Source organism: Polaromonas sp. P1_F2 (assembly GCF_056405735.1).
Genome location: NZ_JBFUBN010000004.1, coordinates 232,528 through 257,058, shown reverse-complemented (window position 1 = coordinate 257,058; position 24,531 = coordinate 232,528). Strand labels below are relative to the sequence as shown.

27 protein-coding genes are annotated in these 24,531 nt (G+C 65.0%); 10 read left to right on the top strand and 17 right to left on the bottom strand.

Features of this window, described 5'->3' with window-relative positions; all coding sequences use genetic code 11:
• Window positions 1-88: 88 nt before the first annotated feature.
• The 3 genes from dxs to AC1D0O_RS10870 are packed head-to-tail and all read right to left on the bottom strand — an operon-like array spanning window position 89 to window position 3,293.
• A complete protein-coding gene (gene dxs, locus AC1D0O_RS10880) occupies window positions 89-1,996 on the bottom strand; it encodes a 1-deoxy-D-xylulose-5-phosphate synthase (protein WP_477653536.1) in 1,908 nt (635 codons plus the stop codon).
• Between the two features lie 59 nt (window positions 1,997-2,055).
• Entirely contained in the window at window positions 2,056-2,976 is a 921-nt protein-coding gene (locus AC1D0O_RS10875) for a polyprenyl synthetase family protein (protein WP_477653535.1), read from the bottom strand.
• Between the two features lie 56 nt (window positions 2,977-3,032).
• Complete coding sequence (locus AC1D0O_RS10870; protein WP_477653534.1) at window positions 3,033-3,293, bottom strand: exodeoxyribonuclease VII small subunit; 261 nt, start codon at window positions 3,291-3,293, stop codon at window positions 3,033-3,035.
• Between the two features lie 281 nt (window positions 3,294-3,574).
• On the opposite strand from AC1D0O_RS10870, the gene AC1D0O_RS10865 reads away from it, so the two are divergent.
• The 3 genes from AC1D0O_RS10865 to AC1D0O_RS10855 all read left to right on the top strand — a co-directional run bounded on the left by AC1D0O_RS10865 (window position 3,575) and on the right by AC1D0O_RS10855 (window position 6,604).
• The gene (locus tag AC1D0O_RS10865; RefSeq protein ID WP_477653533.1) at window positions 3,575-4,693 is read left to right on the top strand and encodes an aromatic ring-hydroxylating oxygenase subunit alpha; all 1,119 of its coding nucleotides are present in this window, start codon (window positions 3,575-3,577) and stop codon (window positions 4,691-4,693) included.
• Between the two features lie 98 nt (window positions 4,694-4,791).
• The gene (locus AC1D0O_RS10860; protein ID WP_477653532.1) at window positions 4,792-5,694 is read left to right on the top strand and encodes a DMT family transporter; all 903 of its coding nucleotides are present in this window, start codon (window positions 4,792-4,794) and stop codon (window positions 5,692-5,694) included.
• A 10-nt stretch (window positions 5,695-5,704) separates the two neighbouring features.
• A complete protein-coding gene (locus tag AC1D0O_RS10855; RefSeq protein ID WP_477653531.1) occupies window positions 5,705-6,604 on the top strand; it encodes a sulfurtransferase in 900 nt (299 codons plus the stop codon).
• 103 nt (window positions 6,605-6,707) lie between these two features.
• Here AC1D0O_RS10855 and AC1D0O_RS10850 read toward each other — a convergent pair whose 3' ends face one another.
• The 11 genes from AC1D0O_RS10850 to AC1D0O_RS10800 form a co-directional block, all read right to left on the bottom strand.
• Window positions 6,708-6,983, bottom strand: coding sequence for a hypothetical protein (locus AC1D0O_RS10850; RefSeq protein WP_477653530.1), 276 nt, complete (start codon window positions 6,981-6,983; stop codon window positions 6,708-6,710).
• Window positions 6,984-7,171: 188 nt separating this feature from the next.
• A complete protein-coding gene (locus AC1D0O_RS10845) occupies window positions 7,172-7,351 on the bottom strand; it encodes a hypothetical protein (protein WP_436157812.1) in 180 nt (59 codons plus the stop codon).
• Window positions 7,352-7,497: 146 nt separating this feature from the next.
• Window positions 7,498-8,766 carry an FAD-dependent oxidoreductase gene (locus AC1D0O_RS10840; RefSeq protein WP_477653529.1) on the bottom strand — a complete coding sequence of 423 codons (1,269 nt, stop codon included), beginning with the start codon at window positions 8,764-8,766 and terminating at the stop codon, window positions 7,498-7,500.
• A gap of 82 nt (window positions 8,767-8,848) precedes the next feature.
• Window positions 8,849-9,118: a hypothetical protein gene (locus AC1D0O_RS10835; RefSeq protein WP_477653528.1), complete on the bottom strand. Its 270-nt coding sequence runs from the start codon at window positions 9,116-9,118 to the stop codon at window positions 8,849-8,851.
• Window positions 9,119-9,164: 46 nt separating this feature from the next.
• A complete protein-coding gene (locus AC1D0O_RS10830; protein ID WP_477653527.1) occupies window positions 9,165-9,380 on the bottom strand; it encodes a hypothetical protein in 216 nt (71 codons plus the stop codon).
• Between the two features lie 240 nt (window positions 9,381-9,620).
• On the bottom strand, window positions 9,621-9,926 hold the full coding sequence (locus tag AC1D0O_RS10825) for a hypothetical protein (RefSeq protein ID WP_477653526.1): 306 nt from the start codon (window positions 9,924-9,926) through the stop codon (window positions 9,621-9,623).
• Window positions 9,926-10,153: a hypothetical protein gene (locus tag AC1D0O_RS10820; RefSeq protein WP_477653525.1), complete on the bottom strand. Its 228-nt coding sequence runs from the start codon at window positions 10,151-10,153 to the stop codon at window positions 9,926-9,928. The genes AC1D0O_RS10825 and AC1D0O_RS10820 overlap by 1 nt, the downstream gene beginning before the upstream one ends.
• Window positions 10,154-10,291: 138 nt before the next feature.
• Window positions 10,292-11,134 (bottom strand): ZIP family metal transporter, encoded by an 843-nt coding sequence (locus tag AC1D0O_RS10815; RefSeq protein ID WP_477653524.1) that lies wholly within the window; start codon window positions 11,132-11,134, stop codon window positions 10,292-10,294.
• Between the two features lie 361 nt (window positions 11,135-11,495).
• Window positions 11,496-12,407 (bottom strand): dienelactone hydrolase family protein, encoded by a 912-nt coding sequence (locus tag AC1D0O_RS10810; RefSeq protein WP_477653523.1) that lies wholly within the window; start codon window positions 12,405-12,407, stop codon window positions 11,496-11,498.
• Window positions 12,408-12,563: 156 nt separating this feature from the next.
• The gene (locus AC1D0O_RS10805) at window positions 12,564-13,364 is read right to left on the bottom strand and encodes a fumarylacetoacetate hydrolase family protein (RefSeq protein WP_477653522.1); all 801 of its coding nucleotides are present in this window, start codon (window positions 13,362-13,364) and stop codon (window positions 12,564-12,566) included.
• Between the two features lie 160 nt (window positions 13,365-13,524).
• The gene (locus tag AC1D0O_RS10800; RefSeq protein WP_477653521.1) at window positions 13,525-14,430 is read right to left on the bottom strand and encodes a helix-turn-helix transcriptional regulator; all 906 of its coding nucleotides are present in this window, start codon (window positions 14,428-14,430) and stop codon (window positions 13,525-13,527) included.
• Window positions 14,431-14,570: 140 nt separating this feature from the next.
• Between AC1D0O_RS10800 and AC1D0O_RS10795 the strand changes: the two genes are divergently transcribed.
• From AC1D0O_RS10795 to AC1D0O_RS10775, 5 genes are all read left to right on the top strand, one after another.
• Window positions 14,571-15,143, top strand: a complete 573-nt coding sequence (locus tag AC1D0O_RS10795) for a GbsR/MarR family transcriptional regulator (RefSeq protein ID WP_007865774.1) — start codon at window positions 14,571-14,573, stop codon at window positions 15,141-15,143.
• A gap of 65 nt (window positions 15,144-15,208) precedes the next feature.
• A complete protein-coding gene (locus tag AC1D0O_RS10790; protein ID WP_477653520.1) occupies window positions 15,209-15,754 on the top strand; it encodes a thiol-disulfide oxidoreductase DCC family protein in 546 nt (181 codons plus the stop codon).
• A gap of 61 nt (window positions 15,755-15,815) precedes the next feature.
• Complete coding sequence (locus AC1D0O_RS10785; RefSeq protein WP_477653519.1) at window positions 15,816-16,229, top strand: hypothetical protein; 414 nt, start codon at window positions 15,816-15,818, stop codon at window positions 16,227-16,229.
• A gap of 48 nt (window positions 16,230-16,277) precedes the next feature.
• Window positions 16,278-17,216: an SAM-dependent methyltransferase gene (locus AC1D0O_RS10780; RefSeq protein WP_477653518.1), complete on the top strand. Its 939-nt coding sequence runs from the start codon at window positions 16,278-16,280 to the stop codon at window positions 17,214-17,216.
• A 16-nt stretch (window positions 17,217-17,232) separates the two neighbouring features.
• Window positions 17,233-18,282: an SRPBCC family protein gene (locus AC1D0O_RS10775; protein WP_477653517.1), complete on the top strand. Its 1,050-nt coding sequence runs from the start codon at window positions 17,233-17,235 to the stop codon at window positions 18,280-18,282.
• A gap of 51 nt (window positions 18,283-18,333) precedes the next feature.
• On the opposite strand, the gene AC1D0O_RS10770 is transcribed toward AC1D0O_RS10775, so the two are convergent.
• The 3 genes from AC1D0O_RS10770 to polA are packed head-to-tail and all read right to left on the bottom strand — an operon-like array spanning window position 18,334 to window position 22,962.
• On the bottom strand, window positions 18,334-19,485 hold the full coding sequence (locus AC1D0O_RS10770) for a M28 family peptidase (protein WP_477653516.1): 1,152 nt from the start codon (window positions 19,483-19,485) through the stop codon (window positions 18,334-18,336).
• The gene (locus AC1D0O_RS10765) at window positions 19,457-20,125 is read right to left on the bottom strand and encodes a hypothetical protein (RefSeq protein ID WP_477653515.1); all 669 of its coding nucleotides are present in this window, start codon (window positions 20,123-20,125) and stop codon (window positions 19,457-19,459) included. The genes AC1D0O_RS10770 and AC1D0O_RS10765 overlap by 29 nt, the downstream gene beginning before the upstream one ends.
• 5 nt (window positions 20,126-20,130) lie before the next feature.
• A complete protein-coding gene (polA, locus tag AC1D0O_RS10760) occupies window positions 20,131-22,962 on the bottom strand; it encodes a DNA polymerase I (RefSeq protein ID WP_477653514.1) in 2,832 nt (943 codons plus the stop codon).
• A 155-nt stretch (window positions 22,963-23,117) separates the two neighbouring features.
• Here polA and AC1D0O_RS10755 point away from each other — a divergent pair, with 155 nt between their 5' ends.
• The gene (locus AC1D0O_RS10755; RefSeq protein ID WP_477653513.1) at window positions 23,118-23,468 is read left to right on the top strand and encodes a hypothetical protein; all 351 of its coding nucleotides are present in this window, start codon (window positions 23,118-23,120) and stop codon (window positions 23,466-23,468) included.
• Between the two features lie 54 nt (window positions 23,469-23,522).
• Window positions 23,523-24,473 carry a homoserine kinase gene (locus tag AC1D0O_RS10750; protein ID WP_477653512.1) on the top strand — a complete coding sequence of 317 codons (951 nt, stop codon included), beginning with the start codon at window positions 23,523-23,525 and terminating at the stop codon, window positions 24,471-24,473.
• Window positions 24,474-24,531 lie beyond the last annotated feature (58 nt).

Sequence of the window (24,531 nt, the reverse complement as noted above, 5' to 3'; positions counted from 1 at the left end):
CTCGGGGCGCTGCGCCTGCGGCCCGGCAAAGCCGGTTCCGCGGCCCCGGCTTGAATGAAGAGCTTTCAGGGTCTAGCGAATTCCGTGTTCAGGCAACGGACTTGAGTGCAGGCTTCGCAGACTTGCCGGCAAGCAATGCGCCGAAGCGCGCGGTGACGGCGGCTTCGATGCCGGCTGCGTCCAGCCCTTGCAGGGCCAGCAGTTTGGCCGGATCGCCGTGTTCGATGAACTCGTCTTTGAGGCCCAGGTGCAGCACCTGTTTGGCGACGCCGGCGGCTTGCAGGGCTTCGCTGACGGCGCTGCCTGCGCCGCCCATGATGGCGCCCTCTTCGACGGTGACCAGGGCTTCATGGCTGGCCGCGACTTTGAGCAGGAGCTCGGTGTCGAGTGGCTTGGCCCAGCGCATGTTGACGACCGTGGCGCCCAGCTTTTCGGCGGCCTGCAGGGCCGGGTAGAGCAGCGTGCCGAAGGCGAGGATGGCGACGCCTGCGCCTTCGCGGCGGACTTCAGCCTTGCCGAAAGGCAGTGCCTCGAGCCCGGCTTCGGGTTCCACGCCGGCGCCGGCGCCGCGCGGGTAGCGCACGGCCACCGGATGGTTTTGTTCGAAGGCGGAACTCAGCAGCTTGCGGCATTCGCGTTCATCGGCGGGGCAGGCCACGCTCATGTTGGGGATGCAGCGCAGGAAGGGAATGTCGTAAGCGCCCGCATGCGTGGCGCCGTCGGCGCCGACCAGGCCGGCGCGGTCGAGTGCGAACACCACGGGCAGATTCTGCAGGGCCACGTCGTGGATCAGCTGGTCGTAGCCGCGTTGCAGAAAGGTCGAATAAATGGCCACCACGGGCTTGAGGCCTTCACAGGCCATGCCGGCGGCGAAGGTCACCGCGTGCTGCTCGGCGATGCCGACGTCGTGGTAGCGCCCGGGAAAACGTTTGTGGAATTCGACCATGCCCGAGCCCTCGCGCATGGCCGGCGTGATGCCGACCAGGCGGGCGTCGTGTTCGGCCATGTCGCACAGCCACTGGCCGAAGACCTGGGTGAAGGTCTGCTTGGCAGGCGCGCTGGATTTTTGCAAGCCCATGGCCGGATCGAACTTGCCGGGGCCGTGGTAGGCGATGGGGTCGGCTTCGGCGAGCTTGTAGCCCTGCCCTTTTTTGGTGACCACGTGCAGGAACTGCGGGCCGCCCTGGGTGTCCATCAGGTGCTTGATGTTTTCCAGCGTGGGGACCAGGGACTCGAGGTCGTGGCCGTCGATGGGGCCGATGTAGTTGAAGCCGAAGTTCTCAAACAGCGTGGCCGGCACCACCATGCCCTTGGCATGCGACTCCAGGCGCTTGGCCAGCTCGAGCAGCGGCGGCGCCACGCGCAGCACCTGCTTGCCCATGTGCCTGGCCGATGCGTAAAAGCGCCCGCTCATGAGCTGGGCCAGGTAGCGGTTCAGCGCACCCACCGGCGGGCTGATGCTCATGTCGTTGTCGTTGAGCACCACCAGCAGCTTGCAGTGGTCGTGCACGCCCGCGTTGTTCAGGGCCTCGAAGGCCATGCCGGCGCTCATGGCGCCGTCGCCGATGATGGCCACCGCATGGCGGTCTTCACCCTTTTGCTGGGCACCCAGCGCCATGCCCAGCGCGGCGGAAATCGAGGTCGAGGAATGTGCGGTGCCGAAGGTGTCGTATTCGCTTTCGTCGCGGCGCGGGAAACCCGACAGCCCGCCGAACTGGCGCAGGCTGCCCATGCGCTCGCGCCGGCCGGTCAGGATTTTGTGCGGGTAGGTCTGGTGGCCCACGTCCCACACCAGGCGGTCTTCGGGCGTGTTGAAAACGTAGTGCAAGGCCACCGTGAGCTCCACGGTGCCGAGGTTGGAACTCAGGTGCCCGCCGGTTTTGGAGACGCTGTCGAGCACGAAGGCGCGCAGTTCGTCGGCCAGGGGTTTCAGGCCGCTGCGCGGCAGCTTGCGCAGGTCGGCGGGGCTGTGGATGGTTTCGAGCAATGGGTACATCGTGTGTCGTTGTTATGGCGAGGCCGGGTCCTCTGTCCCTGTCTGTCGTTCAGTCCTGGTCAATGGTGGCGGTTGACGAGCATGTCGGCCAGCGCGCGCAAGGCCTCGGTGCGGGCCAGGCCGCTGGCGTCCAGCCCGGCCTGGGCCTTGGCCAGCAACTGCTGCGCATAGGCTTTGGAGGCCTCCAGCCCCATCAGCGAAACAAAGGTGGGCTTGTCCTGGGCGGCATCCTTGCCGGCGGTCTTGCCCAGCGTGGCGGAGTCGGCGGTGACGTCGAGGATGTCGTCGACCACCTGGAAGGCCAGGCCGACCGCCGCGCCGTACTCGCGCAGGGCTTGCTGCGCGGCGGGTGTCACGGCGCCGCAGGCCGCGCCCATCATGACGCTGGCTTCCAGCAGCGCACCGGTTTTCAGGCGGTGCATTTCGTGCAGCTGCTGCGAATTCAACGGCATGCCCACGCTGGCCAGGTCAATCGCCTGGCCGCCGGCCATGCCCTGGAAGCCGGCCGCCTGGGCCAGCATCCGGCACAGCCGCGCCTGCGTGGCGGCGTCGACGGCGCCGCCCTCGGGTGTGAGGAATTCGAAGGCCAGGGCCTGCAGCGCGTCGCCGGCCAGCAGCGCCTGGGCCTGGCCGAACTTGACATGCACCGTGGGCTTGCCGCGGCGCAGCACGTCGTTGTCCATGCAGGGCATGTCGTCGTGCACCAGCGAATAGGCGTGGATCAGTTCGACCGCGCAGGCCGCGCGCAAGGCGGCTTCGGCATTGCCGCCGACGGCCTCGCAGGCGGCCATGACCAGCAGCGGGCGCAGGCGCTTGCCGCCGTCGAGCACGGCATAACGCATGGCGTCGCCCAGGCCTGCGGGCGCGGGGGAATCGGTGGGGCAAGCCACCCAGCGGGACAGGGCTTGTTCGACGGTGGCAAGCTGCCTTGCGCTCCAGTCGCTCAAGGTGAACAGGGGCAGTTTTTCAGGGGCGTTCAATCGGGGTCTCTGGTTGTGTCTGGGTCATCGGGCGCCTGGAGGGTGGCTCGCGCCCCCTACTCCTGCACCCAGGGCTTGAGTTCCGTGCCTTCCAGCACCTTGATCTGGGTTTCCACGGCCTCGAGCTTGTCGCGGCAAAACTTGAGCAGTTGCGCGCCGCGCTGGTACCCAGTCAGCAACTGGTCCAGCGGCAGCTGGCCGGACTCCAGGCTGTCGACCAGTTCCTCGAGTTCCTGCAGGGCCGCCTCGTAGCTGGCGGGCAGCGCAGTAGCGGCGGCGGGCGTGGGAGAGGCGGAGGATGAAGCGCTTTTGGCCATGGTTCTTTGGATGAAGGCCTTGATTTTAGGCCGTTGCGGACGGATTGCAGGCCCCGGCGTTCCGGGGTTGAAATTGCAATGTTCGCATTATCCGGCGGCGGCGCGCCAAGTCCCCGGATTTGCCCCGCACGGGTACAATTGATAACAGTTCTCGATAACAACGGCATCGCCGCCGCGGGATACCCGGCCTTGTTTTCATCCGTGGGCTGTCGCTCAGCCTGCTTCCCTCGTTTGTCAACTGCCTCCAAGCCTCGCGCGGCGGCATGTTCACCGAAATTTGCATGTCTGATCTCAGCCTTCGTCTCCTGCAGGCCACCAGCCAGCTCCCGATCTCCAGCTACTTTGACGCGGGCCTGTACCAGCGGGAGCAGCAAAAGCTGTTCGCGCGCGGGCCGCGCTACCTGGGCCATGAACTGGCGGTGCCCAATCTGGGCGACTACTACGCGCTGCCGCATGAAGGCGAAGGCCGCGCGCTGGTGCGCAATGCCTCGGGCATAGAGCTGATTTCCAACGTCTGCCGGCACCGGCAGTCGACCATGCTGCAGGGGCGCGGCAACACCGGCAGCAACATCGTCTGCCCGCTGCACCGCTGGACCTACAACACCTCGGGTGAACTCATAGGCGCGCCGCACTTCGAGATCGACCCCTGCCTGAACCTGAACCGCTACAAGACCACCACCTGGAACGGCCTGGTGTTCGAGGACAACGGCCGCGACGTCGCGGCCGAGATGTCGCAGCTGGCGACGTACGCCGACCTCGACTTTTCCGGCTACCAGCTCGACAAGGTGCACCTGCACGAGTGCAACTACAACTGGAAGACCTTCATCGAGGTCTACCTCGAGGACTACCACGTCGGCCCCTTCCACCCCGGGCTGGGCGGCTTCGTCACCACCGACGACCTGCGCTGGCAGCTGGAGGCCGACTACTCGGTGCAGACGGTGGGCGTGTCCGACAAGCTCGGCAAGCCCGGCACAGACACCTACAAAAAATGGCACGACGTGGTGCTGCAGTACCGCAAAGGCGTGCCGCCCAAGTACGGCGCGATCTGGCTGACCTACTACCCGCACGTGATGGTCGAGTGGTACCCGCACGTGCTGGTGGTCAGCACGCTGCATCCGCGGGGCCCGGACAAGACGCTCAACGTGGTGGAGTTTTTCTATCCCGAGGAAATCTGCGCCTTCGAGCGCGAGTTCATCGAGGCGCAGCAGGCGGCCTATATGGAAACCTGCGTCGAAGACGATGAAATCGCCCTGCGCATGGACGCCGGCCGCAAGGCCCTGCTGCTGCGCGGCGACAACGAGTTCGGCCCTTACCAAAGCCCCATGGAAGACGGCATGCAGCACTTTCACGAGTGGTACCGCCGCGAAATGGGCGCCAGCAAGACCACGCAGATGATCTGATTTCGCGCCCTTGCATATGATGGCTGCTGTCCCGCTTTTTTTCGGGGCCGCGGCCATTTTTCATTTCCCCTTTCATTCCCCCTAACCCACCGCCCGCCATGCAAGCCGTCTGGATGATTTTTTCCTCGTTCATGTTTGCAACCATGGGGGTCTGCGTCAAGTACGCATCGGAACACTTCAACAGCGCCGAGCTGGTGTTCTACCGCGGCATCCTGGGCATCGTCTTCATGGCGGCCTACGCCCGCGCGCGCGGCATCACCCTGGGCACCCGCTACCCGGCCATGCACGCCTGGCGCAGCGTGATCGGCGTGATGTCGCTGTCGGCCTGGTTTTACGCGATCGCCCATTTGCCGCTGGCCACCGCCATGACGCTCAACTACATGAGCAGCGTGTGGATCGCGGCCTTCCTGGTCGGTGGCGCGCTGATGCTGGGCAAGGCCGGACAGAAAGGACCCAGTCAGGGGCCCCTGGTGATGGCGATTCTTGCCAGTTTCATCGGTGTGGTCATGCTGCTGCGCCCGGCCATAGACCAGAACCAGACTTTCGCCGGCCTGGTGGGCCTGATGTCGGGCCTGGGCGCCGCCTTTGCCTATATGCAGGTCATGGCGATCTCGCGCATGGGCGAACCCGAAACCCGCACGGTGTTTTACTTTGCGGTGGGAACGGCGGTGGCCGGCGCGCTGGGTATGGCGGTCATGGGCGTGACGCCCTGGAACTGGCAGCACGCGCTGTGGCTGCCGCCCATAGGCATCCTGGCGTCGCTGGGCCAGATGGCCATGACCAGGGCCTACTCCATGTCGGAAAACCACGGCGGCACGCTGATGGTGGCCAACCTGCAATATTCAGGGATTGTGTTCGCGGCCCTCTACAGCCTGATCGTGTTTGGCGACAATATTCCCCTGATCGGCTGGGCCGGCATGGCGCTCATCATCGTGAGCGCGATCGCAGCCACTGTTCTGCGTGCCCGCGCCGCGCCGAATGCACCCGCTGAAGAGCATTAAGGAGCAAAAAATGAGCTACACCACCCTGATTTCCGCCGAGCAGTTGCAAGCCCTGGTCGCCGCGGCAAAGCCGCTGCGCATCTTCGACTGCACCTTTGACCTGATGAAGCCGAACGCCGGCCAGGAGCAATACCTGGCCTCGCACATCCCCGGCGCCGTGTATGCCAACCTGGACACCGCGCTGAGCGCAAAGCACGGTGTACCGGGCGCCCACGGGGTGATCACCGCCAGCGGCGCCGACGCGCCCGCGTCCGGCGGGCGCCACCCGCTGCCCAATCGCGAGAAGTTCGCCACCTGGCTTTCCAGCGTCGGTTTTGCCAACGACATGCAGGCCGTTGTCTACGACCGCAACGGCGCCAACTACTGCGGGCGCCTCTGGTGGATGCTCAAATGGGCCGGCCATGAAAACGTCGCCGTGCTCGACGGCGGGCTGCAGGCCTGGCAGGCCGCGGGCGGCGCGGTGAACAGCGGCGAGGAGCCCGCGCATTTCCAGGCCAGCTTCCTGCTGGCGCCGGCCAGGGCCGCGCTGGTGTCGGCCGATACCGTGGCCGGGCAACTCGGCCGCCCGGCCCAGACCCTGATCGATGCGCGTGCCACACCGCGCTTCAAGGGCGAGGTGGAACCGCTGGACCCGGTGGCGGGCCACATCCCCGGCGCCCTGAACCGGCCTTTCAGCCAGAACATGGCGCCTGACGGCAAGTTCAAGCCGGCCGCGCAGCTCAAGGCCGAGTTTGAAACCCTGCTGGCCGGGCGCGAGCCGGCGAGTGTGGTGCACCACTGCGGCAGCGGCGTCAGCGCCGTGCCCAACCTGATCGCGATGGAGGTCGCCGGCCTGGGCCGGACCGGCCTGTACGCCGGCAGCTGGAGCGACTGGTGCAGCGACCCGCAGCGCCCGGTGGCGCAGGGCTAGAACCTTACTCCTTCGAGGCGATCCGTTCGCGCAAGAAAAAAGCCACCCGGCCTTCAGCCGGGTGGCTTTTTTTGGGCCCACGAGAGGCCCATGGCAATCCGCATTATTTGGTGCCGCCGCTGGCCGGCGTGCCGGGTGCCGTCGAACCCGAGTTCGAGACAGCCGCGCTGGACTCCGGCGTCGGCATGGGGCTGGTGCTGCTTGAGCTGGAACCGGATGAACCCGTCGAACCACCGCTGGTGGAAGGCGTGGACGGTGTGGAGGGCGTTGAAGACGTCGCGCCGGTGTCCTCCACTTTTTTCCCGCAAGCGCCCAGCGCCAGCAGGGCGGCCAGGGCAAGGGCCGTTGCGGCAGCGGGTTTGAATTTGGATGCGTGCATGTCTGTTCCTTTTATGAAAAATGAAAAGTGAAAATCAAAGGTGAAGCTCAATCTGTCGATCGGCGGATATTTGGCTGAACGCCAGCCAGACACCAATTTAGCGGCGTCTTGCGGGTATGCCCCATGAGACAGCGTCCCACAGGGCTGTAGGGGTTTTTCGACGAGTGCGAGCCTGCGGGCCCGGGTCTTCAGTGCGCGCGACCGTGGCCCGTCAGGCGTATGCGCTTGTGCGGGTTGTCCAGCCGTGCACCCGAGGTAGGTCCGGCGCCGCGGCTGCTTCTGGAGCCGTTGTCCGGCCTGTCCCCCACTTGACCTTTGGAAGGGCTGGGCTCTGGTTTGTGGGCGTGAAGGGTGTTGCTGCTTTTCATGGGGCCTCCTTGGCTTGCAGGCGCCGGCTTTCCGGACGGTCCGCCGCGCCTGCTGTCATGGGAATCCTGGGATTCGTTCAATTCACTTTAAAAGCCATGCGGCATGGCAGTTGTAGGCAATGCCTGCCCATGACGTAGGAAAAAACCTACAAAACCCCACCTGCTTGGGCGACAGGCCGTGCCGGCGAGCGCACATGCTCGGGCCGCACGCCCACGCCTACCGCATAAGCCGGCAGCGCCTGCAGCAGCGGCCAGCGGCGCATCAGCCGCAAAGGCCAGGGCAGTGCCATGGGCGGCGCCTCGGTGCCGCGCGCCGCCAGCACCGGGCTGAGCAGGCGGTTCTGGATGGCCACCTGGGCCGCCTGAGTGAGGCGCGTCGGCAACAGGCGCCGCTTTTCTACCTGCGCCAGGAAAGGCGTCAAGGCAGGGGTGCCCACGCGCGCATCCGCCAGCGGCGCGGCCAGCGCGTTGGCCGCCGCCACCGCATCCTGCACCGCCAGGTTGATGCCGACGCCGCCCACCGGCGACATGGCGTGGGCCGCGTCGCCTATGCACAGCAGGCCGGGCTTGTACCAGCGCTCCAGCCGGTCCACCGTCACGCTCAGCAGCTTGACGTCGTCCCAGCTTGCCAGCGCATCCATGCGGCCCGCGAAGAGCGGCGCCACCTTCACCATGTCGGCCTTGAAAGCCTCCAGCCCGCGCGCGCGCACCGCCTCGATGCCGCCCTTGGGAATCACATAGGCGCACTGCCAGTAGCTGCCGCGGTCAATCATGGCCAGGAAGATGCCGGTGGTGATACGCCCGCCCGTGGTGGAAGGGTCGTCCAGCAGCTTGGGCAGGCGCATCCACAGAACGTCGATGGGCGCGCCGAGGTCGCGCACCACCAGCCCGGCGGCGGCGCGCACCGTCGAGCGCCGGCCGTCGGCGCCTATGACCAGGTCCGCCTTCACCTGCAAGGGGCCGTTCGGCGTCATGACCCGCACGCCCGTGACGCTGCCGCCCTCCTCGGTCACGCCGGTGACCTCGGCGTTCTGCAGCAGGCGGAAGCCGGGAAACACTTCAGCCTCGTCGCGCACGAAATCGAGGAACTCCCACTGCGGCATCATCGCGATGAACTGGCAGCGTATGCGCAAGCGCTTGAAGCTGGCCAGCACCAGTTCCGTATCACCGACCACCGCACGCAGTTCGCTGACCTCGTCATGCGGACGCGCCAGGAATTTATCGAGCAGGCCCAGCTCGTGGATCACCTGCAGCGTGGACGGATGCACCGTGTCGCCGCGGAAGTCGCGCAGGAAGTCGGCATGCTTTTCAAGCACCAGCACATCCACACCGGCGCGTGCCAGCAGCAGGCCCAGCATCATGCCGGCCGGGCCGCCGCCTGCAATGCAGCAGCGAACATTGAGAATTTCGGCCATGGTGTCTCCTGCAGAGGGGGAAGTCCCCGACCTTATAGAAGCTTGCCCACCGGCGCAAACCGCACGGCGGCGGCGCCGCGCCCTAACGCGCGGCGTTGCCGGTGCTGTTGTTCGGGCTGCTGTTTTTGCTGCCGCCGGGCGTGGCGATGCTGCCGAGCTGGCTGGCCGGAAGGCCGCCGTTGGTCGTCACGCCGCTGGCCGGGCTGGAGGAACCAGCCGCGGGAGCTGCCGGCGCAGCAGCTGCGGGCGTACTTGCCGCGCCGCTGCTGCCTTCCTTGCCGCAAGCGCTCAGGCCCAACACCAGTGCCAGAGTCATGACCAGCGCACCGGGCGCCGAATGGAGGTGCTGCATCCATCGCCTCATGATTTTCCTTTGCGGACTGCTTGAATGACGTCCCTCAATGCCCCAGCGGCGGCTGGATCGGCGCCGGCTCCCGGGTTGCACCGCCGCTAACGCCTTGCAGCACGCTGTCAAGGTCGTGGTTGTGGCCGTCATCGCCGGCCTGCGGGGCTGGATGGGCGTGGTGGGGGTGTTTGGGACTGGTCTCGGGAAATGGCTTGACGACGGGCTGGTGTAGCAGCTCGGCGCCCTCGGGGCTGGTGTCTATCGGCATGTCGGTTCTCCTTGTAGCAGTCAAACCCTGCAGGAAACCGGAACGGGTGACCCTCCTGCATTGCGCATTCCTGTTGCGCTTTATGACACTACACCGGTTTCGCTTTCATTGCCGACGGCGCTTTTCCCGCCTATTTCAGCGTCATTGGCATGGGTGTGGTCTGCACCTCGCCCGGGTCCGGCGGCGTGTCCAGGGGCGGCAGCGGCTCAGGCGGCGGAACGTTGGGGTTGGTGGCCATCGCTACTTTTCCTTCTTCCCGATGTTCCCGGTCTTCCCGGCCTTGCGCGGCAGGTCCCGGATCATGGCTTCGCCTTTTTTGTCGCGGCCGTCGGATGGAAGGTCGTCTTCGAGCGTCGGTTCGGGCTCTTCATTGCCCGCGTGCTTTTGGGTGCCGGACCGCGGCTGCGCTGCTTCGGCTTTATCGGCAGGCGCCTTGGCCTTGGTGATCTGCGTCGGCTCGGCCGGCAAGGTGTGCGCCGGTTCGTCAGGCGATCCCGCGCCCAGCGGAACGCCGCCGTCCGGCGAATGGCTGCGTCGGGTGTTCATCACAACAACCCCACCATCATGAGCGGCATGTCGTGGGTCGCCAGCGCCGCAGCGGCCGCCATGCTGGCGAAGACGGTGATGAAAAAGGCGATATAGGCTGCGGCATGTGTTCGGCGGACAAGCCGCGGCTTGTGCTGCGATGTTTTGCGGAACGGTTCACCGGTGCCGAAGGCGGTCGACGGGCGGAAGGCACTGGAAACCGTGCTGGGGTCTGAATGGAAGTTCATGGCGGGCCTGCCTTTGCACAATGGAACGGGGGCTTTGGGAAGATGCTGAACTCATCTTCCCTCTCCGCCCCGGCCCGGCCTATAGGCCGCCAAGCCCAGACCTTGTCAGGCGCTGTCTGACAGCGGCGCCGCCCTGCTTCAGTGGTGGTGCGCCATCCCGCTGATCAGCGTGACCAGGCCTATGCCTATGGCCAGCCAGGCGATCTGCGCCACGGTTTCGCGGGCGGTCACGCGTTTTTGCAGTTGCGGGATCAAGTCGGCCAGCGCAACGTAAATAAAGCTGCTCGAAGCCATGATCAGGAAAAACGGCAGGTAGTCGTAGAGCTGGTCGACCAGCGCATAGCCCACCACGCCGCCCAGCGCCGTCACCGCGCCGGCCAGGGACACCTTGACGAGGGCGGCGCGGCGATTGTTCGAGGTCTGGCGCAGCACCACCAGGTCGCCCATGTGGTGGGGCACCTCATGCACCAGCACCGCCAGCGAGGCGACGATGCCCAGCCGCAGGTCGGCCATAAAGGCCGAGGCGATCAGGATGCCGTCGCCGAAGGCATGCACGCTGTCGCCGGCCAGCACGGCCCAGCCGCCGGTTTTTCTCTCGCCATGCTCGTGGCCATGGTGGCCGTGGCTGTGCGCAGCATGGACGTGCCCGGTATGGTCATGCTGCGCATGCGCAGCCGCTTCGGGGCCGTGATGTTCGCCGCCGTGGTGCTCATGGCCGTGGTGCCAAAGCTCGGCCTTGTCGAGCAAAAAGAAGAACACCAGTCCCACCAGCAAGGTGGCGAACAGCTCCTTGGCGCCGGCCTGGCTCTCGAAAGCCTCGGGTAGCAGGTGCATAAAAGCCGTGGCCAGCAGCGCGCCGGCGGCCAGGCTCAGCATGTGCTGCGTGTAGCGGGCCAGCACGCCGAAGCTCAGCAAAGCCGCCAGCCACACGCTGCCGATACCGGCTGCCAGGGTTCCCATCAAGATTGCTAGCAAAGTCATAGCTGCTTACGCTCGTATTTATTGGGCTGGAGCCCGAAATCATTCACAAACACCCATGGAGGTTACACCACAGACGACAAACCCCGGGCGTGGCATCCAGATGCCTGCGGCCGGGGTTGTTTTTATCTTATCAAGCGTGTCAAGAGGGCCCCCACGGTCGCTCACTTCGTGTAGCTCCCTGCCCCCCCGAGGGGGCCGCCCGCCTGCGGCCCGGCAAAGCCGGTTCCGCGGCTCATGCTGGGTTGAAGAATTCTTTGAACACTACCAGCGGGGGCCGCGGGACTGGCTTTGCCAGACCGCAGGCGCCGCCCCCTTGAGGGGGGAACAGGCTACACGCAGTGAGCCTGGATGGGGGTGCTTTTTAACCCACGCCGTGGGTTTTAAACCATTCCAGTGCGCGTTTAAAGCCGTCGTCCGCAGCATCCTTGCGATAGCTCGGCCGGTAATCGGCATGGAAGGCATGAGGCGCCTGCGGGTAAACCACAAATTCAGAAGTGGCTGCAGCCTTGTTGCCTTTGGCGCCGGCTTCGGCCAGCGCGTCCTTCATCTGATTGACGGTGGTCAGCGGGATGCCGCCGTCCTGACCGCCGTACAGACCAAGCACCGGGGCCTTCAGGCCTGCCGCCAGATCCAGCGGGTGTTTGGGCGTGAGGGCCGAGGGCTGGCCGACGAGGCGGCCGTACCAGGCCACACCGGCCTTGACGTTCTTGCTCTGCTCGGCATACAGCCAAGTGATGCGGCCGCCCCAGCAAAAGCCGGTGATGCCGACCTTTTTGGTGTTTCCGCCGTTAGCGCCTGCCCACTTCACCGCGCCGTCCAGGTCGGCCATGACCTGCGCATCGGGCACCTTGGAGACGACTTCGGCCATGAGCTTGGCCATTTCGTTGTAGGTGCTGGGGTCGCCCTGGCGCGCATAGAGTTCGGGGGCGATGGCCAGGTAGCCGGTTTTGGCGAAGCGCCGCGCGGTGTCGGCGATGTATTCGTGCACGCCGAAAATTTCCTGGATCACCAGCACCACGGGCAGGTTGGTCTTGCCGGCAGGCGCCGCAAAAAACGCGGGCACCTTGAAGCCATTGACCTCGTAGGTGGTTTCGCCGGTCTTCAGGCCTTCAGAGGAGGTCTTGATGGCGGTCTGCGCCATGATGGGCATGGCGGTGGCGGCATACCCGACTCCCAGGGCCGTCTTGAGCGCGGTGCGGCGGCTGGCGCCGGCTTCGGTGGAGCGCCCGGGCAGCAGTGCGTTGAAGTCTTTTTTCTGGTCGTGTTCAAGCATGGCGGTTTCCTCGGTTGGTTGTTGGAGGGTAAAAGGCGAAGGAGGCGAGAGGAGGCAAGCTGTCGGAGTCTATGCGGCCCCGGAAGTTCTTGCCACCGCGCGACGACGACACGGTGTTTTCCCTTGCCCCCTCGCCCTCCCTGCCAGTGCCAGTCCTCAGACGATCTTGACGCTGAGCTCCGGCAGGCCGTCGATGTGGCATTCGATGACGTCGCCCTTGACCACCGGGCCGACGTTCTCAGGTGTGCCCGAATAGATGATGTCGCCGGGAAACAGCTCAAAGGCCTCGGACAATTTGGAGATCTGCTCGGCCACCGACCAGATCATGTGGTTCAGCGTGGCCTGCTGCTTGACCTGGCCGTTGACCTTGAGCCAGATCGCGCCCTTGGTGTAATGGCCGGTCTGCGCGACCTTGTGGATGGGGCCTATGGGCGCCGAGCGGTCAAAGCTCTTGCCGATTTCCCAGGGCTTTTTCTGGTCGCCCATGCCGCGCTGCAGGTCGCGCCGCGTCATGTCCAGGCCCAGCGCATAGCCGTAGACCATGTCCAGAGCCTTGTCCATCGGGATGTTGCGTCCGCCCTTGGCGAGCGCCGCCACCAGCTCCACTTCATAGTGGTAGTTCTTGGTCAGCGTGGGATAGGGATGGTCGGCGACCTTGCCGGGCGGCACCACCTGGATGGCGTCGGTGGGCTTCTGGAAGAAGAAAGGCGGCTCGCGGCTCGGGTCGGAGCCCATCTCGATCGCATGGGCCGCGTAGTTGCGGCCTATGCAGTAGATGCGGCGCACCGGGAACATCTCGCTGCTGCCCGCAATGGGGATGTAGGTCCCGGCCACACCGAAGGGCGTGGCCGGTGCATTGGCCGCCGTGCCGGGCGTGGCGCAGCCGACGACGGCGCCCGTCGCCATCAGGGCGCCTGTCTGCAAAATTCCGCGTTTGCTCATGTCTGGTTTTGTCATGTGTGTCTCCTGGGATTGATGAAAGCTGGAGCTTGTTGTCAGCGTGTTTTTTTCTCCAACCATCGAGCTTAGAGCGCACAAGGGTCATGCAGGCGGACGCAATTACGCATTTACCGGACGATTCAATGCAGCGGTGTTGCGCCGCAGCAGAGGCGGCGGCTCAGGCCCCTGAAATTTTTGCCCGTACGCTGTCGCGGTAAGCCTTCGGAGTCTGGCCGAAACGCTGGCGGAAACGCCGCGCGAAATAGGCCTCGTCGGCAAAGCCCGAGGCATGGGCGATGCTCGCGATGCGCTGGCTGCTGTGCGCCAGCTGCTCCTGCGCGAACTCCAGGCGCCGCTCGGTCACGAGGTCGGTGAAGGTCTTGCCGGTTTCCTTCTTTAAAAGGTGTGCGAGGTAATTGGGCGACAGGAAGGCAGCCGCCGCTGCGTCGGCCAGCGTGACCTCGCCGGCCAGGTGCTCACGGATGTAGCGCACGGCGCGCTGCAGGCTGGCGCGCCGGCTGCCCTGCTGCGCCTGGCTGGCCGAAAAGCGCAGCAGGTCGGACTCGTACTTGCGGCAGACCAGGCCTATCAGCTGCAGCATCAGGCCGCGGATCATCTCGATGGAACCGAAGCGGCGATGCGCGTTTTCAAAGGCGAGCTTTTCGAGCAGCACCTCGACCTCGGGAAATTCATCCTCGGAGAAATAAAAATCGGCGTATTCCTGGAACAGGAAGGGCGCCAGTTCGGGCGCGCGGCTCAAGGGCACGTCTTCCAGGTCCAGCGGGTCCACGTCCAGCCCAGGCCGCAGGAACTGCTGCGACATATTGATGATGACGTAGCGCGAGCCCTCGGGATGCGGGATCACATGCACGCGGTAGGGCAGGATAAAACTCAGGTAGCCGCGCCGGAAAGGCCGCACCGTGCCGGCCACGTTCTGCTCGGTGTCGCCCTGCAGGCTGATCTGGATCTGGAAATATTCGTGCCGGTGCGGGCGTACCAGCGGCGGCCGCACCAGCTGGGACCGGATGTCGAAGTCCAGGTGGTCGGCCCGCTCGGACATGCCGTAGGTCTTGATGTCTGTCATTGCAGGTATTTTCAACGCCCGCGTTTCGGAGCGCATCGGTAGAAAGCCTTCATGCAAGCTCGCCGCCGGTCCTGTTGTTTCTTTTTCATATCTTCAATTTCTGTATTGACAGAAATTACAGACGGCATATAGTCGGTGCCATGGAACTCAGCCCCGTCGCTCGCAAATTTGTTGTCCACTGGGGAGAAATGGGTACCGCCTGGGGCGTGAACCGCACCGTCTCGCAAATCCACGCCCTGCTCTTCTTCCACGGCCGCCCGCTGCATGCGGAAGACATCGCCGACACGCTGGCCGTGGCGCGTTCCAACGTCAGCACCAGCCTCAAAGAGCTGCTGAACTGGAACCTGATACGCGCCACCCACGTGCTGGGCGACAGGCGCGACTATTACGAAACCTCGCTCGACGTCTGGGAGTTGTTCCGCACCGTGGTGCGCGAGCGCAAGGAGCGCGAATACGACCCGACGGTGCGCATGTTGCGCGAACTCGTGAAAGACCAAGGTTTCGAGGCCGAGCCCGCTGACGCGCAGGACCGCGTGCGCGAAACCCTGAGGCTGATGGAATCGCTGGGCCTGTGGGCCGACGAGATGCTGCGCCTGTCGCCCAACACGCTCGAAAAAGTGCTGCGCATGGGCGCCAGCGTGCAGAAATTCGTGCGCGGCGACAGCGATGCCAAACCCATGGACCCTTCGGAGTTGCTGCCGCCCACCTTCTGAAAGGCCGGTGGCTTTTTTTTGGATATTGATTTCTGTTTGTACTGAAATTTCTAAAGGAGAGAAATATGACTGCAATCCATAACACCGACAGCTTGGGCTACAGAGGTAGCAGAGGCAACGCGGGCAATGCCGGCAACACCCGCTACGACAGCTTCAAGGCCACCATGGATCCGGCCATCTATCCGCTGACCCTGTATTACGAATCGGCCTGCCCGCTTTGCAATGCCGAGATGAGCAACCTGATGCTGCGCAACACCGAGGGCCACCTGCGCTTTGCCGACGTCTCGGCGCCGGATTTTGCCGACCTGCCCGCGGGCGCCACGATGCAGGACCTGCTGGCGCTGATCCATGCGCGTACGGCTGACGGCCGGGTGCTCAAGGGCGTGGAAGTGTTCCGCCTGGCCTACGAAGCCGTCGGCCTGGGCTGGGTCAGCGGCGCCATGCGTTTGCCGCTGCTGCGTCCGCTCGCCGAATGGGGCTACCCGGTGCTGGCGCGCAACCGCCACCGCATCCCGCGCGGGCTGGTGCGCCTGATGTTTGAAGGCGCCGTGCGCCGCGCCGCCGAACGCTCGGCCGCCGCGCGCTGCGATGCCGCCAGCTGCCCACGTTAAGCCATTACGTCAAGCAATCCCGTCAAGCACGTCACGTCCAACAAGGAAAGGAAACACCGCCATGCATGCCAACCTCGATGCCAACCTGTTTTTTGTCTCGCTGCTGATCGCGCTGGCCGGCCCCATCATCGCCATCAGCTACCTCAAGCCCATCCTCCACAAGGTGCTGCGCATGCTGTGCGACGCGGACGGCGGCGCGGAGTTCTGGATACGCTGCGCCTACTTGCTGGCGGTATCAGGCACCCTGCTGCTGATGCTGAGCTTCGGCGAATTCAGTGACCGCAGCAGCCTGGTCGACGCGGTGCGCCGCTCGCTGGGGCTGGTGATGGCGGGCGTGTTCCTCACCGTGGCCATCATCTCGCGCAACGTCTGGACGCAGGTGCGGCAATGGGTCGCCGCGCGGGAACTGGCCGCCCATGTGCAGAGTGCCCGCCCCGCCGCGCCGGCTGCAGCTGCAGCAGTCGACGCACGCTGAGGACATCGGCGGAATTCAAAGCTAAAAACACCCCAGACGGAGGAAAAAATGCTCACCACAACCCCTGCTGTCCACCACACCACCTCTGCGGCAACCCCGGGCAAGGAAGCCCGGCTGGCGGACATCAGGTCGTATTACAACGCCGTGGCCGACGACTACCGCGCGTGGAGCCCCGGCATGAACATGCACTTCGGCTACTGGTCCTGGAAGGTCAACCCCTTGGCCCGCGAAGCCATGCTTGAGCGCATGAACCGGGAAGTGCTGCACCGGCTGGCCCTGCCAGGCAGCGGTGCCGTCCTGCTGGCCGACCTGGGCTGCGGCGCGGGCGCCACGGCGAGATCCATCGTCAAAAACCGCAGGCACAGCACCGTGGACGCCGTCACACTGGTGGCGCGGCAAATCGTCCAGGGCGTTGAGCTCAACCAGGCCGCGGCCTTGCCCAACCAGGTCCGCTTCCACCTGGCCGACTATGTCGACACCGGCCTGCGTGCCGGCGCTTACGACGGCGTTTACGCCCTTGAAAGTTCCTGCCATGCAGCGGGGGCGGATAAACGCGCTTTGGTGCGTGAGGCGGCGCGCCTGCTGCGGCCCGGCGGCACGCTGGTGATTGCCGATGCCTTGCGGCGCAACAGCAAGCCTTTGCCCGGTTTCATGGAGCGGATCTACAGGCTGTGGTGTCATCACTGGGCCGTCAACGAACTGGCCGAGAAACAGGCACTGCACGCCGCGCTGGCCAGCCAGGGATTCACCGACATCCGGTTTCAGGACATCAGCCTGCGCCTGGCGCCCAGCGCCCTGCAGATTCCCCTGTTCGCCACGCGCTTTGCCTTGCGTGAACTCTGGCGGGCGCGCTTCCGCCTGTCGCCGCTGCGCCGCGGCCACATCGTGGCGTCGTATGCCGCCTTCCTGCTGGGCGCATGGCTGCCGGGGTTCGGCTATTACATGGTCACGGCCCGCAAACCGGCGGACGGCGGCACGTCGCACTAACATCGCCCACACCATCATGACCCCAGATAACCAAGCCGCACCATCGAGCCCCGCCGCGCAAGGCAGCGCCATGGCTGCAAAAGAAGATACCGCATCGCCGCAAGGCATGCCGTTTTCAGGCTGGGCGCCTTTTATGGCCGGAGCGCTGAGCGGGCTTCTCCTGCGCCTGATGTTTTCCGGTGCAGCGGGGAGCGCGCTATCAGCCATGGCGGCTGGTTTTGTCTGGTTCGCGCCCATCGCGGTAGGCGCCATCACGGTGTATGCGGCCGAGCGGCAAAAACGCAGAAGCTTTTCCTACTACCTCTTCGCACCGGCGCTGGCGACCTTCGTGTTTGTGCTCGGCAGCCTGGTCATCCTGATAGAGGGGCTGATCTGCGCCATCGTCATCCTGCCGATGTTCACCCTCCTCGGCATGTTCGGCGGCCTGGTCATGGGGCTTGTTTGCCGGCTGACCAATTGGCCAAAGCAGGCGGTCTACAGCATTGCCGCCTTGCCACTGCTGGTGGCGATGGCATTTCCTCAAAACCAGGTGCAGCGCATCGGCAGCGTGGAGCGGAGTGTTCTGATACAGGCAACGTCAGCTGAAGTGTGGCAACAGATCAACAACGCACGCGATATCGCACCCGCTGAGGTACAGCATGCCTGGGCCTACCGGATCGGCGTTCCGCTTCCGGTCAGCGGCATCACGACAGACACTGCGGAGGGCCCCATCCGCAAGAGCACCTGGGGCAAGGGCGTTCACTTCGACGAGGTGATACGCCAATGGGAACCGCAACGCCACGTGCGCTGGACCTACCGTTTTGCAAACGATTCATTTCCTGCGGGAGCGCTGGACGACCACGTGACAGTGGGCGGTGCCTATTTCGACCTGCGCGACACCGCCTACACGCTGACGCCCGAAGAAGGCGGCACACGCCTGCACATTCGCGTGAGCTATCGCATCAGCACGGATTTCGACGCCTATGCGAACTGGGTCGCCCAGCGCCTGCTGGGCAATTTTTCAGAAGTGATCCTGGACATGTACAAGGCACGCAGTGAACATACCGGGAGCGCGGCGATGTCTTGACTGCCGCCGCGCCGGACTGGACGGTGGTGCGTGTGCTGGGGTCGGCGGCAACTAGCGCGCCGGCACGGCGGGCCCAGCGTGCTGCATGACCACCGCACGCACGCCATCAACAACCTTTGCCATGCGCCGGTAATCCAGCCGGTCCGCCGTGTCCTGCGGCGTGTGATACGCCTTGTTCCTGTAGAAAGCCGTGTCGGTGACCATCATCCCGACATAGCCCTCATTCCAGTAATTGAGGTGGTCCGAAAAGTCGACCCCCACCACGAAGCCCGGCGCATTGATCGAGTACACCGGCAGGTCGGAGGCCGATTTCATCGCCGCCTTCACCTGGCGCGCGACCTCGCCGTCCTGGTAGAAGCCCACCAGTGAGATGAAATTCCCGGTGGTCGGGTAGATCGCATTGAGAAGCCGCACGGGATGGTCCTGGCTTCCCGGCTCGTCACTGAAGTAGCCGATGCACTCGAGCGACAACATGAGGGATGCGCGCTTGCCGGATTCAGTGAGCGATCGTGCGTGGATGGCGCTGCCCATATAAGGTGTGCGGAAAAACGGAGGCTCTTCATTCGTGTAGACCACCAGTTCCACGCGCTGGCGAAAAGTTTGCCCTTTGAGCAGCCGCGCCAATTCAACGAGGCCCGCCACACCGCTGGCATTGTCGTCCGCACCGGGCTGCTCGCCTGCCACGTCATAGTGAGCGCCCACCACCATCACCTCACGCGTATCAGGGCCCAGCTTCACGACCAGGTTGCGGTAGGGCCGGCCCTCGGCGGTGAAGCGCTGGCTCTCGACCTTGAGGCCCAGTCCGGCAAACTGCGACTCCAGGTACACGGCAGCGCCTTCCAGCCGGATTTTGTTGTCAAAGGTGCGATCCGGAAAATCGATGGAAAGTTTGCGGACCAGTTGCTCGAGCCTGACAGCGGAGGCGGTTTTCGCTGCCGGCCCCGCTGTTTCACTGGCGGTCACAAAAGGCTGGGTCAACCTGTACCAGGCGTACCCTGCCGCGGCACCAGCCGCCAGCACCGCCATAGCGGTAAAGACGACGAAAATTTTCCGGGTTCTTCTCATAGGTGGGTCCACGGCAAAGGGACTGAGGACGCATGAATGTGCCTTGTCCCAGTTCGGCCCAACGCCGATTTCAGGGAACAGCGGCACATCCGCCGGCGCAAGGCGTTGTTCAACGCGTCCTCCGGAACGGTGCGCCACGGCGCGACCAGTGCGCCGCTGCAAACGCGGCTCCCAGCCCTGTGGCAAACAGCACAAAGCCCCAGAACAGATACTTACCCGCTTCGTCCGGGGCATGCCGGCGCACCCAGACCTCGTAATAATCGCCCGGCTGCCCCGCGCTGACGGGCAGCAAAAGGTAGTAGGCCTTGCCGTCCTGCAGGTCATACAGGCCTTGCTGCACATAGTGGCCGCCCAGCGCATACAGGTTGAGGTTGGGGTCGGCCGGCCCGCCCTTTTTGCTGCGCCGCAGGCGCTCGCGCTTCCCCATGGCGTACGTCAGGCGCTCGGGGGTGAGCTCCATCAAGCCCGGCCCGAAGCGGGTGTCGAATTGCCAGGACCAGTCCCGGGTCACGACGGCGATGGGCCCGTCGCCGGGGCGGATGTCCAACGGCAGCACGAACGGAATTTCGCCCGTCTTGCTTTTCTGGTGATGGGCGAACTGCTCGCCGCCGGGCAGGCTGGTCACAGGCACGGCGCGAGGGTCCCGGGGACCCGAATGGACCAGGAGTTCGCCGCCCCACAGCGGCAGGTACACCAGGTCGGCCAGCACCAGCGCCAGGCCCAGCAGGGCGACCACCATACCGGCTTGGGCGCAACGCCTGGCCGCAGGAAAGGACACCACCGTCAGTGCGCCTTGTCCCAGTTGGGCCCGATACCGATTTCAGCGAGCAGCGGCACTTTCAGGTCGGCCACGCCGGCCATCAGCCGCGGAATCTCGGTGCGCACCCATTCGACTTCGGCCTCGGGCACCTCGAACACCAGTTCGTCGTGCACCTGCATGATCATCTTGGTGGCTCGTTTCTCTTCATCGAGCACCTGCTGCACCTTGTTCATGCTGAGCTTGATCAGGTCGGCCGCCGTGCCCTGCATGGGCGCGTTGATGGCCTGCCGTTCCGCGGCCTTTTTGCGCGGGCCGTTGCCGCCGTTGATTTCCGACAGGTAGAGGCGCCGGCCGAACACGGTTTCGACGAAGTGATTCTCCTGGGCGAACACCACGGTCTGGTCCATGTAGTTCTTGACGCCGGGATAGCGCTGGAAGTATTTGTCGATGTAGGCCGCCGCGGCCTTGGTTTCTATGCCGAGGTTGCGCGCCAGGCCGAAGCTGCTCATGCCGTAGATCAGGCCGAAGTTGATGACCTTGGCATAGCGGCGCTGCTCGCTGCTGACCTGCTCCAGCGCCACGCCGAACACTTCGGCGGCCGTGGCGCGGTGCACGTCCAGGCCGTTGGTGAAGGCGCTGAGCAGCGCCTCGTCGCCGCTGATGTGGGCCATGATGCGCAGCTCGATCTGTGAATAGTCGGCGCTGGCGATCACGCTGCCGGCGGGCGCTATGAAGGCTTCGCGCACACGCCGGCCTTCCACGGTGCGGATCGGGATGTTCTGCAGGTTGGGGTCGTTGCTCGAAAGCCGCCCCGTGACCGCGACGGCCTGCGCGTAGTGGGTGTGCACGCGGCCCGTGCGCGGCAGTGCCAGCTGCGCGAGCTTGTCGGTGTAAGTGCCCTTGAGCTTGCTGAGCGAGCGGTGCTCGAGCAGCTTGGCGGGCAGCGGGTAATCTTCGGCCAATTTTTCGAGCACTTCTTCATCGGTGCTGCGCGCGCCGCTGGGGGTCTTCTTGATGACCGGCATGCCGAGCTTGTCGAAGAAAATCTCGCCCAGCTGCTTGGGGCTGCCCAGGTTGAAGGGCTGGCCGGCGATCTCATAGGCCTCGGCTTCCAGCTGGATGATGCGCTGGCCCAGTTCGTGGCTTTGCGCGGCCAGGGTGGGCGCATCGATCATGACGCCGTTGCGCTCGATGCGGTACAGCGTTTCGCTGCTTTGCATTTCCAGTTCGTAGATAAAACGCAGCTTCTCATTGGCCTGGATCTGTGGCCACAGCACACGGTGCACGTCCAGCGTCTGGTCGGAGTCTTCGCAGGAATACTCGGCGGCCTTGGCGATGTCGACCTGGTTGAACTTGATCTGGTGCGCACCCTTGCCGCACAGGTCTTCGTAGTTGATGCCGCTGCGGCCCACGTGCCGCTCGGCCAGGCTGGCCAGGCCGTGCGGCTTGGTCACTTCCAGCACATAGCTTTGCAGCATGGTGTCGTGCACATAACCCTGCACCTCGACGCCGTGGTTGGCGAACACGTGGCGGTCGTATTTGACGTGCTGGCCCAGCTTGGGTTTGGCCGGGTTTTCCAGCCAAGGCTTGAGGCGCGCCAGCACCTCGTCGCGCGGCAGTTGCGCGGGCGCATCGGGGTAGTCGTGTGTCAGCGGGATATAGGCCGCCTCGCCGGGTGTGACGCTGAAACTCAGGCCGACGATTTCAGCCAACATTTCGTCGAGCGAGGTGGTTTCGGTGTCCAGCGCGACCAGTTCGGCTGCTTCGATCTTGGCCAGCCAGCGGTCGAAGGCCTCCCAGGTCAGCACCGTGTCGTAGTTCAGGTTGCTGGCGCGCTGGGCCGGCGCGGTGTCGGTGAGCGGTGCCTCGTCGAACAGGCCCGGCGAATCCGAACGGCCGCCTGAACCGCCGGGAGGCGGGGGCTGGTGCCGGCCTTCGGGCCCACCTATCAGTTCGGGCGGGGTGCTTTCAATCTCGATTTGTTTGACCAAGCCCTTGAAGCCGTACTTTTCATAAAAGGCTTTCAGGGCCTCGGTCTGCTGCCCGCCTATGGCAATTTCGTCCAGGGCCGGCAGGCCGGCGATGTAGTCATCCAGCTCGCAGTCCTTCTTGATGGTCAGCAGCTCACGGCCCTTGGGCAGCCAGTCCAGCGACTGGCGCAGGTTTTCACCGACCACGCCCTTGATCTCGCCGGCACGGGCTACCAACGCATCCAGCGAGCCGTATTCGAGCAGCCACTTCACAGCAGTCTTCGGGCCGACCTTGGGCACGCCGGGCACGTTATCGACCGCGTCGCCGACCAGGGCCTGGTAATCGACCATCAAACGCGGCGGTACACCGAACTCCGCCTCGACCCCGGCCAGGTCGCGGCGACGGTCGTTCATGGTGTCGATGACGGTGATGTTTTCGTCGACCAGCTGGCTCAAGTCCTTGTCGCCGCTGGAGATGACGACTTCAATGCCCTGGGTGGACGCCAGGCAGGCCAGCGTGCCGATCACGTCGTCGGCCTCCACGCCGGGTACGTCCAGCACCTTCCAGCCCAGGAGGCGCACCACCTCGTGGATGGGCTCGACCTGGCTGCGCAGGTCGTCGGGCATGGGCGAGCGCTGCGCCTTGTACTCGGGATAAAGGGCGTCGCGGAAAGTCGGCCCCTTGGCGTCGAACACGCAGGCAGCGAAGTCGGCGCGCACGTCCTTGCGCAGCTTCTGCATCATGTTGACCATGCCGCGTATGGCGCCGGTGGCCGGGCTGGCCGGGTCGCCCGGGTTGGCGCGCAAATCGGGCATGGCGTGGAAGGCGCGATACAGGTAGCTGGAGCCGTCCACCAGCAGCAGCGTTTTTTTGTCGGTACTCATGGGGCCTGATTGTCGGGGATATCGGCCCGACCCTGCCGGGGCCGATACAAGCGGCCCACACCGGCCCCGGCAAGGGGATTTCGCCTACATGGGCAGCCTCTTTATTACGACAGCAGGGCTTTGTCGCCCGCCTCCCGCAGGCCTACAATGCAGGCATGAACCACGCTTTCCGCCTCCTTATCGCTGCTGCCGCAGCGCTGCCGCTGGCTGCGGCCATGGCCCAGGCACCCGCGCAGAACGCGGCGCCGCCCGCCGCCAGGGCAGAAGCGGCGCCGGCCCCCTCGGGACGCCCCGACCAGGCCATCAAGCGCATACGCACCGAGGATGCCGGCACCCGCATCGACGAGTTGCGCGTGGGCGGCGAAACCCAGCAGATCATCGTGCAACCCAAGACCGGCGGCGCGGCCTATGAGGTCAAACCGGCCGAAGGTGCCCGAGGCAGCGCACCGGGGTCGACCAGCAACGACACCAACGGTTCGCGCGTGTGGAACGTGCTGAAGTTCTGATCTTCGCCCCCCTTCCAGACACAATTCCAAGAATTCCAGGGTTCAGTTTCAGGCATGGCCGTATATACCGAAGTCTCGTTTGACGAGGCTGCAGCGTTCTTGAACGCCCTGAACCTGGGGCAGCTGCAAAACATCAAGGGTGCCGCGGGCGGCATCGAAAACACCAACTACTTTGTGGACACCGACCAGGGCCAGTACGTGCTGACCCTGTTCGAGCGCCTGAGCTTCGAACAGCTGCCGTTCTACCTGCACCTGATGCGGCACCTGGCGGCGCATGGGATCCCGGTGCCCGACCCGGCAGGTGATCCCAAAGGCAACATCCTGCACGAGCTCAAGGGCAAGCCCGCCTCGGTGGTCAGCAAGCTGCGCGGCCACAGCGAACTCGCGCCCAGCGCCGCGCACTGCGCCGGCGTGGGCGAGGCGCTGGCGCGCATGCACCTGGCGGGCCTGGACTATCCCCGGCGCCAGCCCAACCTGCGCGGCCTGGACTGGTGGAACGAGACGGTGCCGGTGGTGCTGCCCCACCTCACGCCCGAACAAAGCAGCCTCATCCTGGGCGAGCTGGCCTACCAGAACCACGTGGCGGCCTCCTCCGCCTGCGGCAGCCTGCCGCGCGGCGTGGTGCATGCCGACCTGTTTCGCGACAACGTGATGTTCGACGACGGCAAGCTCACCGGTTTTTTCGACTTTTACTTCGCCGGCTGCGACAGCTTTTTATTCGACCTCGCGGTCTGCCTCAACGACTGGTGCATAGACCTGGACACGGGCGCCAAAGACGAGGAACGCTCCGCGGCTTTCGTGGCGGCCTACCAGGCGGTGCGCCCCCTGACCGCGCAGGAACGCCAGCTGCTGCCGGCCATGCAGCGCGCCGGCGCCCTGCGCTTCTGGCTGTCCCGGTTGTGGGATTTGCACCTGCCGCGCGAAGCTGCCGTTCTCAAGGCGCACGACCCCAGCCACTTCGAGCGTGTGCTGCGCGAGCGGCTTGCGCAACCTTACCTCCTATAGTTCTCATATCCCCGGCGAAGTGCATCTGTACCTCCGCCGGGCTGGATACACAGTCTTG

Bases quoted from the DNA above. Each gene is read 5' to 3' on its own strand.
- dxs (WP_477653536.1), bottom strand. From the start codon at position 1,996: ATGTACCCATTGCTCGAAACCATCCACAGCCCCGCCGACCTGCGCAAG.
- AC1D0O_RS10870 (WP_477653534.1), bottom strand. From the start codon at position 3,293: ATGGCCAAAAGCGCTTCATCCTCCGCCTCTCCCACGCCCGCCGCCGCT.
- AC1D0O_RS10865 (WP_477653533.1), top strand. From the start codon at position 3,575: ATGTCTGATCTCAGCCTTCGTCTCCTGCAGGCCACCAGCCAGCTCCCG.
- AC1D0O_RS10860 (WP_477653532.1), top strand. From the start codon at position 4,792: ATGCAAGCCGTCTGGATGATTTTTTCCTCGTTCATGTTTGCAACCATG.
- AC1D0O_RS10855 (WP_477653531.1), top strand. From the start codon at position 5,705: ATGAGCTACACCACCCTGATTTCCGCCGAGCAGTTGCAAGCCCTGGTC.
- AC1D0O_RS10850 (WP_477653530.1), bottom strand. From the start codon at position 6,983: ATGCACGCATCCAAATTCAAACCCGCTGCCGCAACGGCCCTTGCCCTG.
- AC1D0O_RS10845 (WP_436157812.1), bottom strand. From the start codon at position 7,351: ATGAAAAGCAGCAACACCCTTCACGCCCACAAACCAGAGCCCAGCCCT.
- AC1D0O_RS10840 (WP_477653529.1), bottom strand. From the start codon at position 8,766: ATGGCCGAAATTCTCAATGTTCGCTGCTGCATTGCAGGCGGCGGCCCG.
- AC1D0O_RS10835 (WP_477653528.1), bottom strand. From the start codon at position 9,118: ATGCAGCACCTCCATTCGGCGCCCGGTGCGCTGGTCATGACTCTGGCA.
- AC1D0O_RS10830 (WP_477653527.1), bottom strand. From the start codon at position 9,380: ATGCCGATAGACACCAGCCCCGAGGGCGCCGAGCTGCTACACCAGCCC.
- AC1D0O_RS10825 (WP_477653526.1), bottom strand. From the start codon at position 9,926: ATGAACACCCGACGCAGCCATTCGCCGGACGGCGGCGTTCCGCTGGGC.
- AC1D0O_RS10820 (WP_477653525.1), bottom strand. From the start codon at position 10,153: ATGAACTTCCATTCAGACCCCAGCACGGTTTCCAGTGCCTTCCGCCCG.
- AC1D0O_RS10815 (WP_477653524.1), bottom strand. From the start codon at position 11,134: ATGACTTTGCTAGCAATCTTGATGGGAACCCTGGCAGCCGGTATCGGC.
- AC1D0O_RS10810 (WP_477653523.1), bottom strand. From the start codon at position 12,407: ATGCTTGAACACGACCAGAAAAAAGACTTCAACGCACTGCTGCCCGGG.
- AC1D0O_RS10805 (WP_477653522.1), bottom strand. From the start codon at position 13,364: ATGACAAAACCAGACATGAGCAAACGCGGAATTTTGCAGACAGGCGCC.
- AC1D0O_RS10800 (WP_477653521.1), bottom strand. From the start codon at position 14,430: ATGACAGACATCAAGACCTACGGCATGTCCGAGCGGGCCGACCACCTG.
- AC1D0O_RS10795 (WP_007865774.1), top strand. From the start codon at position 14,571: ATGGAACTCAGCCCCGTCGCTCGCAAATTTGTTGTCCACTGGGGAGAA.
- AC1D0O_RS10790 (WP_477653520.1), top strand. From the start codon at position 15,209: ATGACTGCAATCCATAACACCGACAGCTTGGGCTACAGAGGTAGCAGA.
- AC1D0O_RS10785 (WP_477653519.1), top strand. From the start codon at position 15,816: ATGCATGCCAACCTCGATGCCAACCTGTTTTTTGTCTCGCTGCTGATC.
- AC1D0O_RS10780 (WP_477653518.1), top strand. From the start codon at position 16,278: ATGCTCACCACAACCCCTGCTGTCCACCACACCACCTCTGCGGCAACC.
- AC1D0O_RS10775 (WP_477653517.1), top strand. From the start codon at position 17,233: ATGACCCCAGATAACCAAGCCGCACCATCGAGCCCCGCCGCGCAAGGC.
- polA (WP_477653514.1), bottom strand. From the start codon at position 22,962: ATGAGTACCGACAAAAAAACGCTGCTGCTGGTGGACGGCTCCAGCTAC.
- AC1D0O_RS10755 (WP_477653513.1), top strand. From the start codon at position 23,118: ATGAACCACGCTTTCCGCCTCCTTATCGCTGCTGCCGCAGCGCTGCCG.
- AC1D0O_RS10750 (WP_477653512.1), top strand. From the start codon at position 23,523: ATGGCCGTATATACCGAAGTCTCGTTTGACGAGGCTGCAGCGTTCTTG.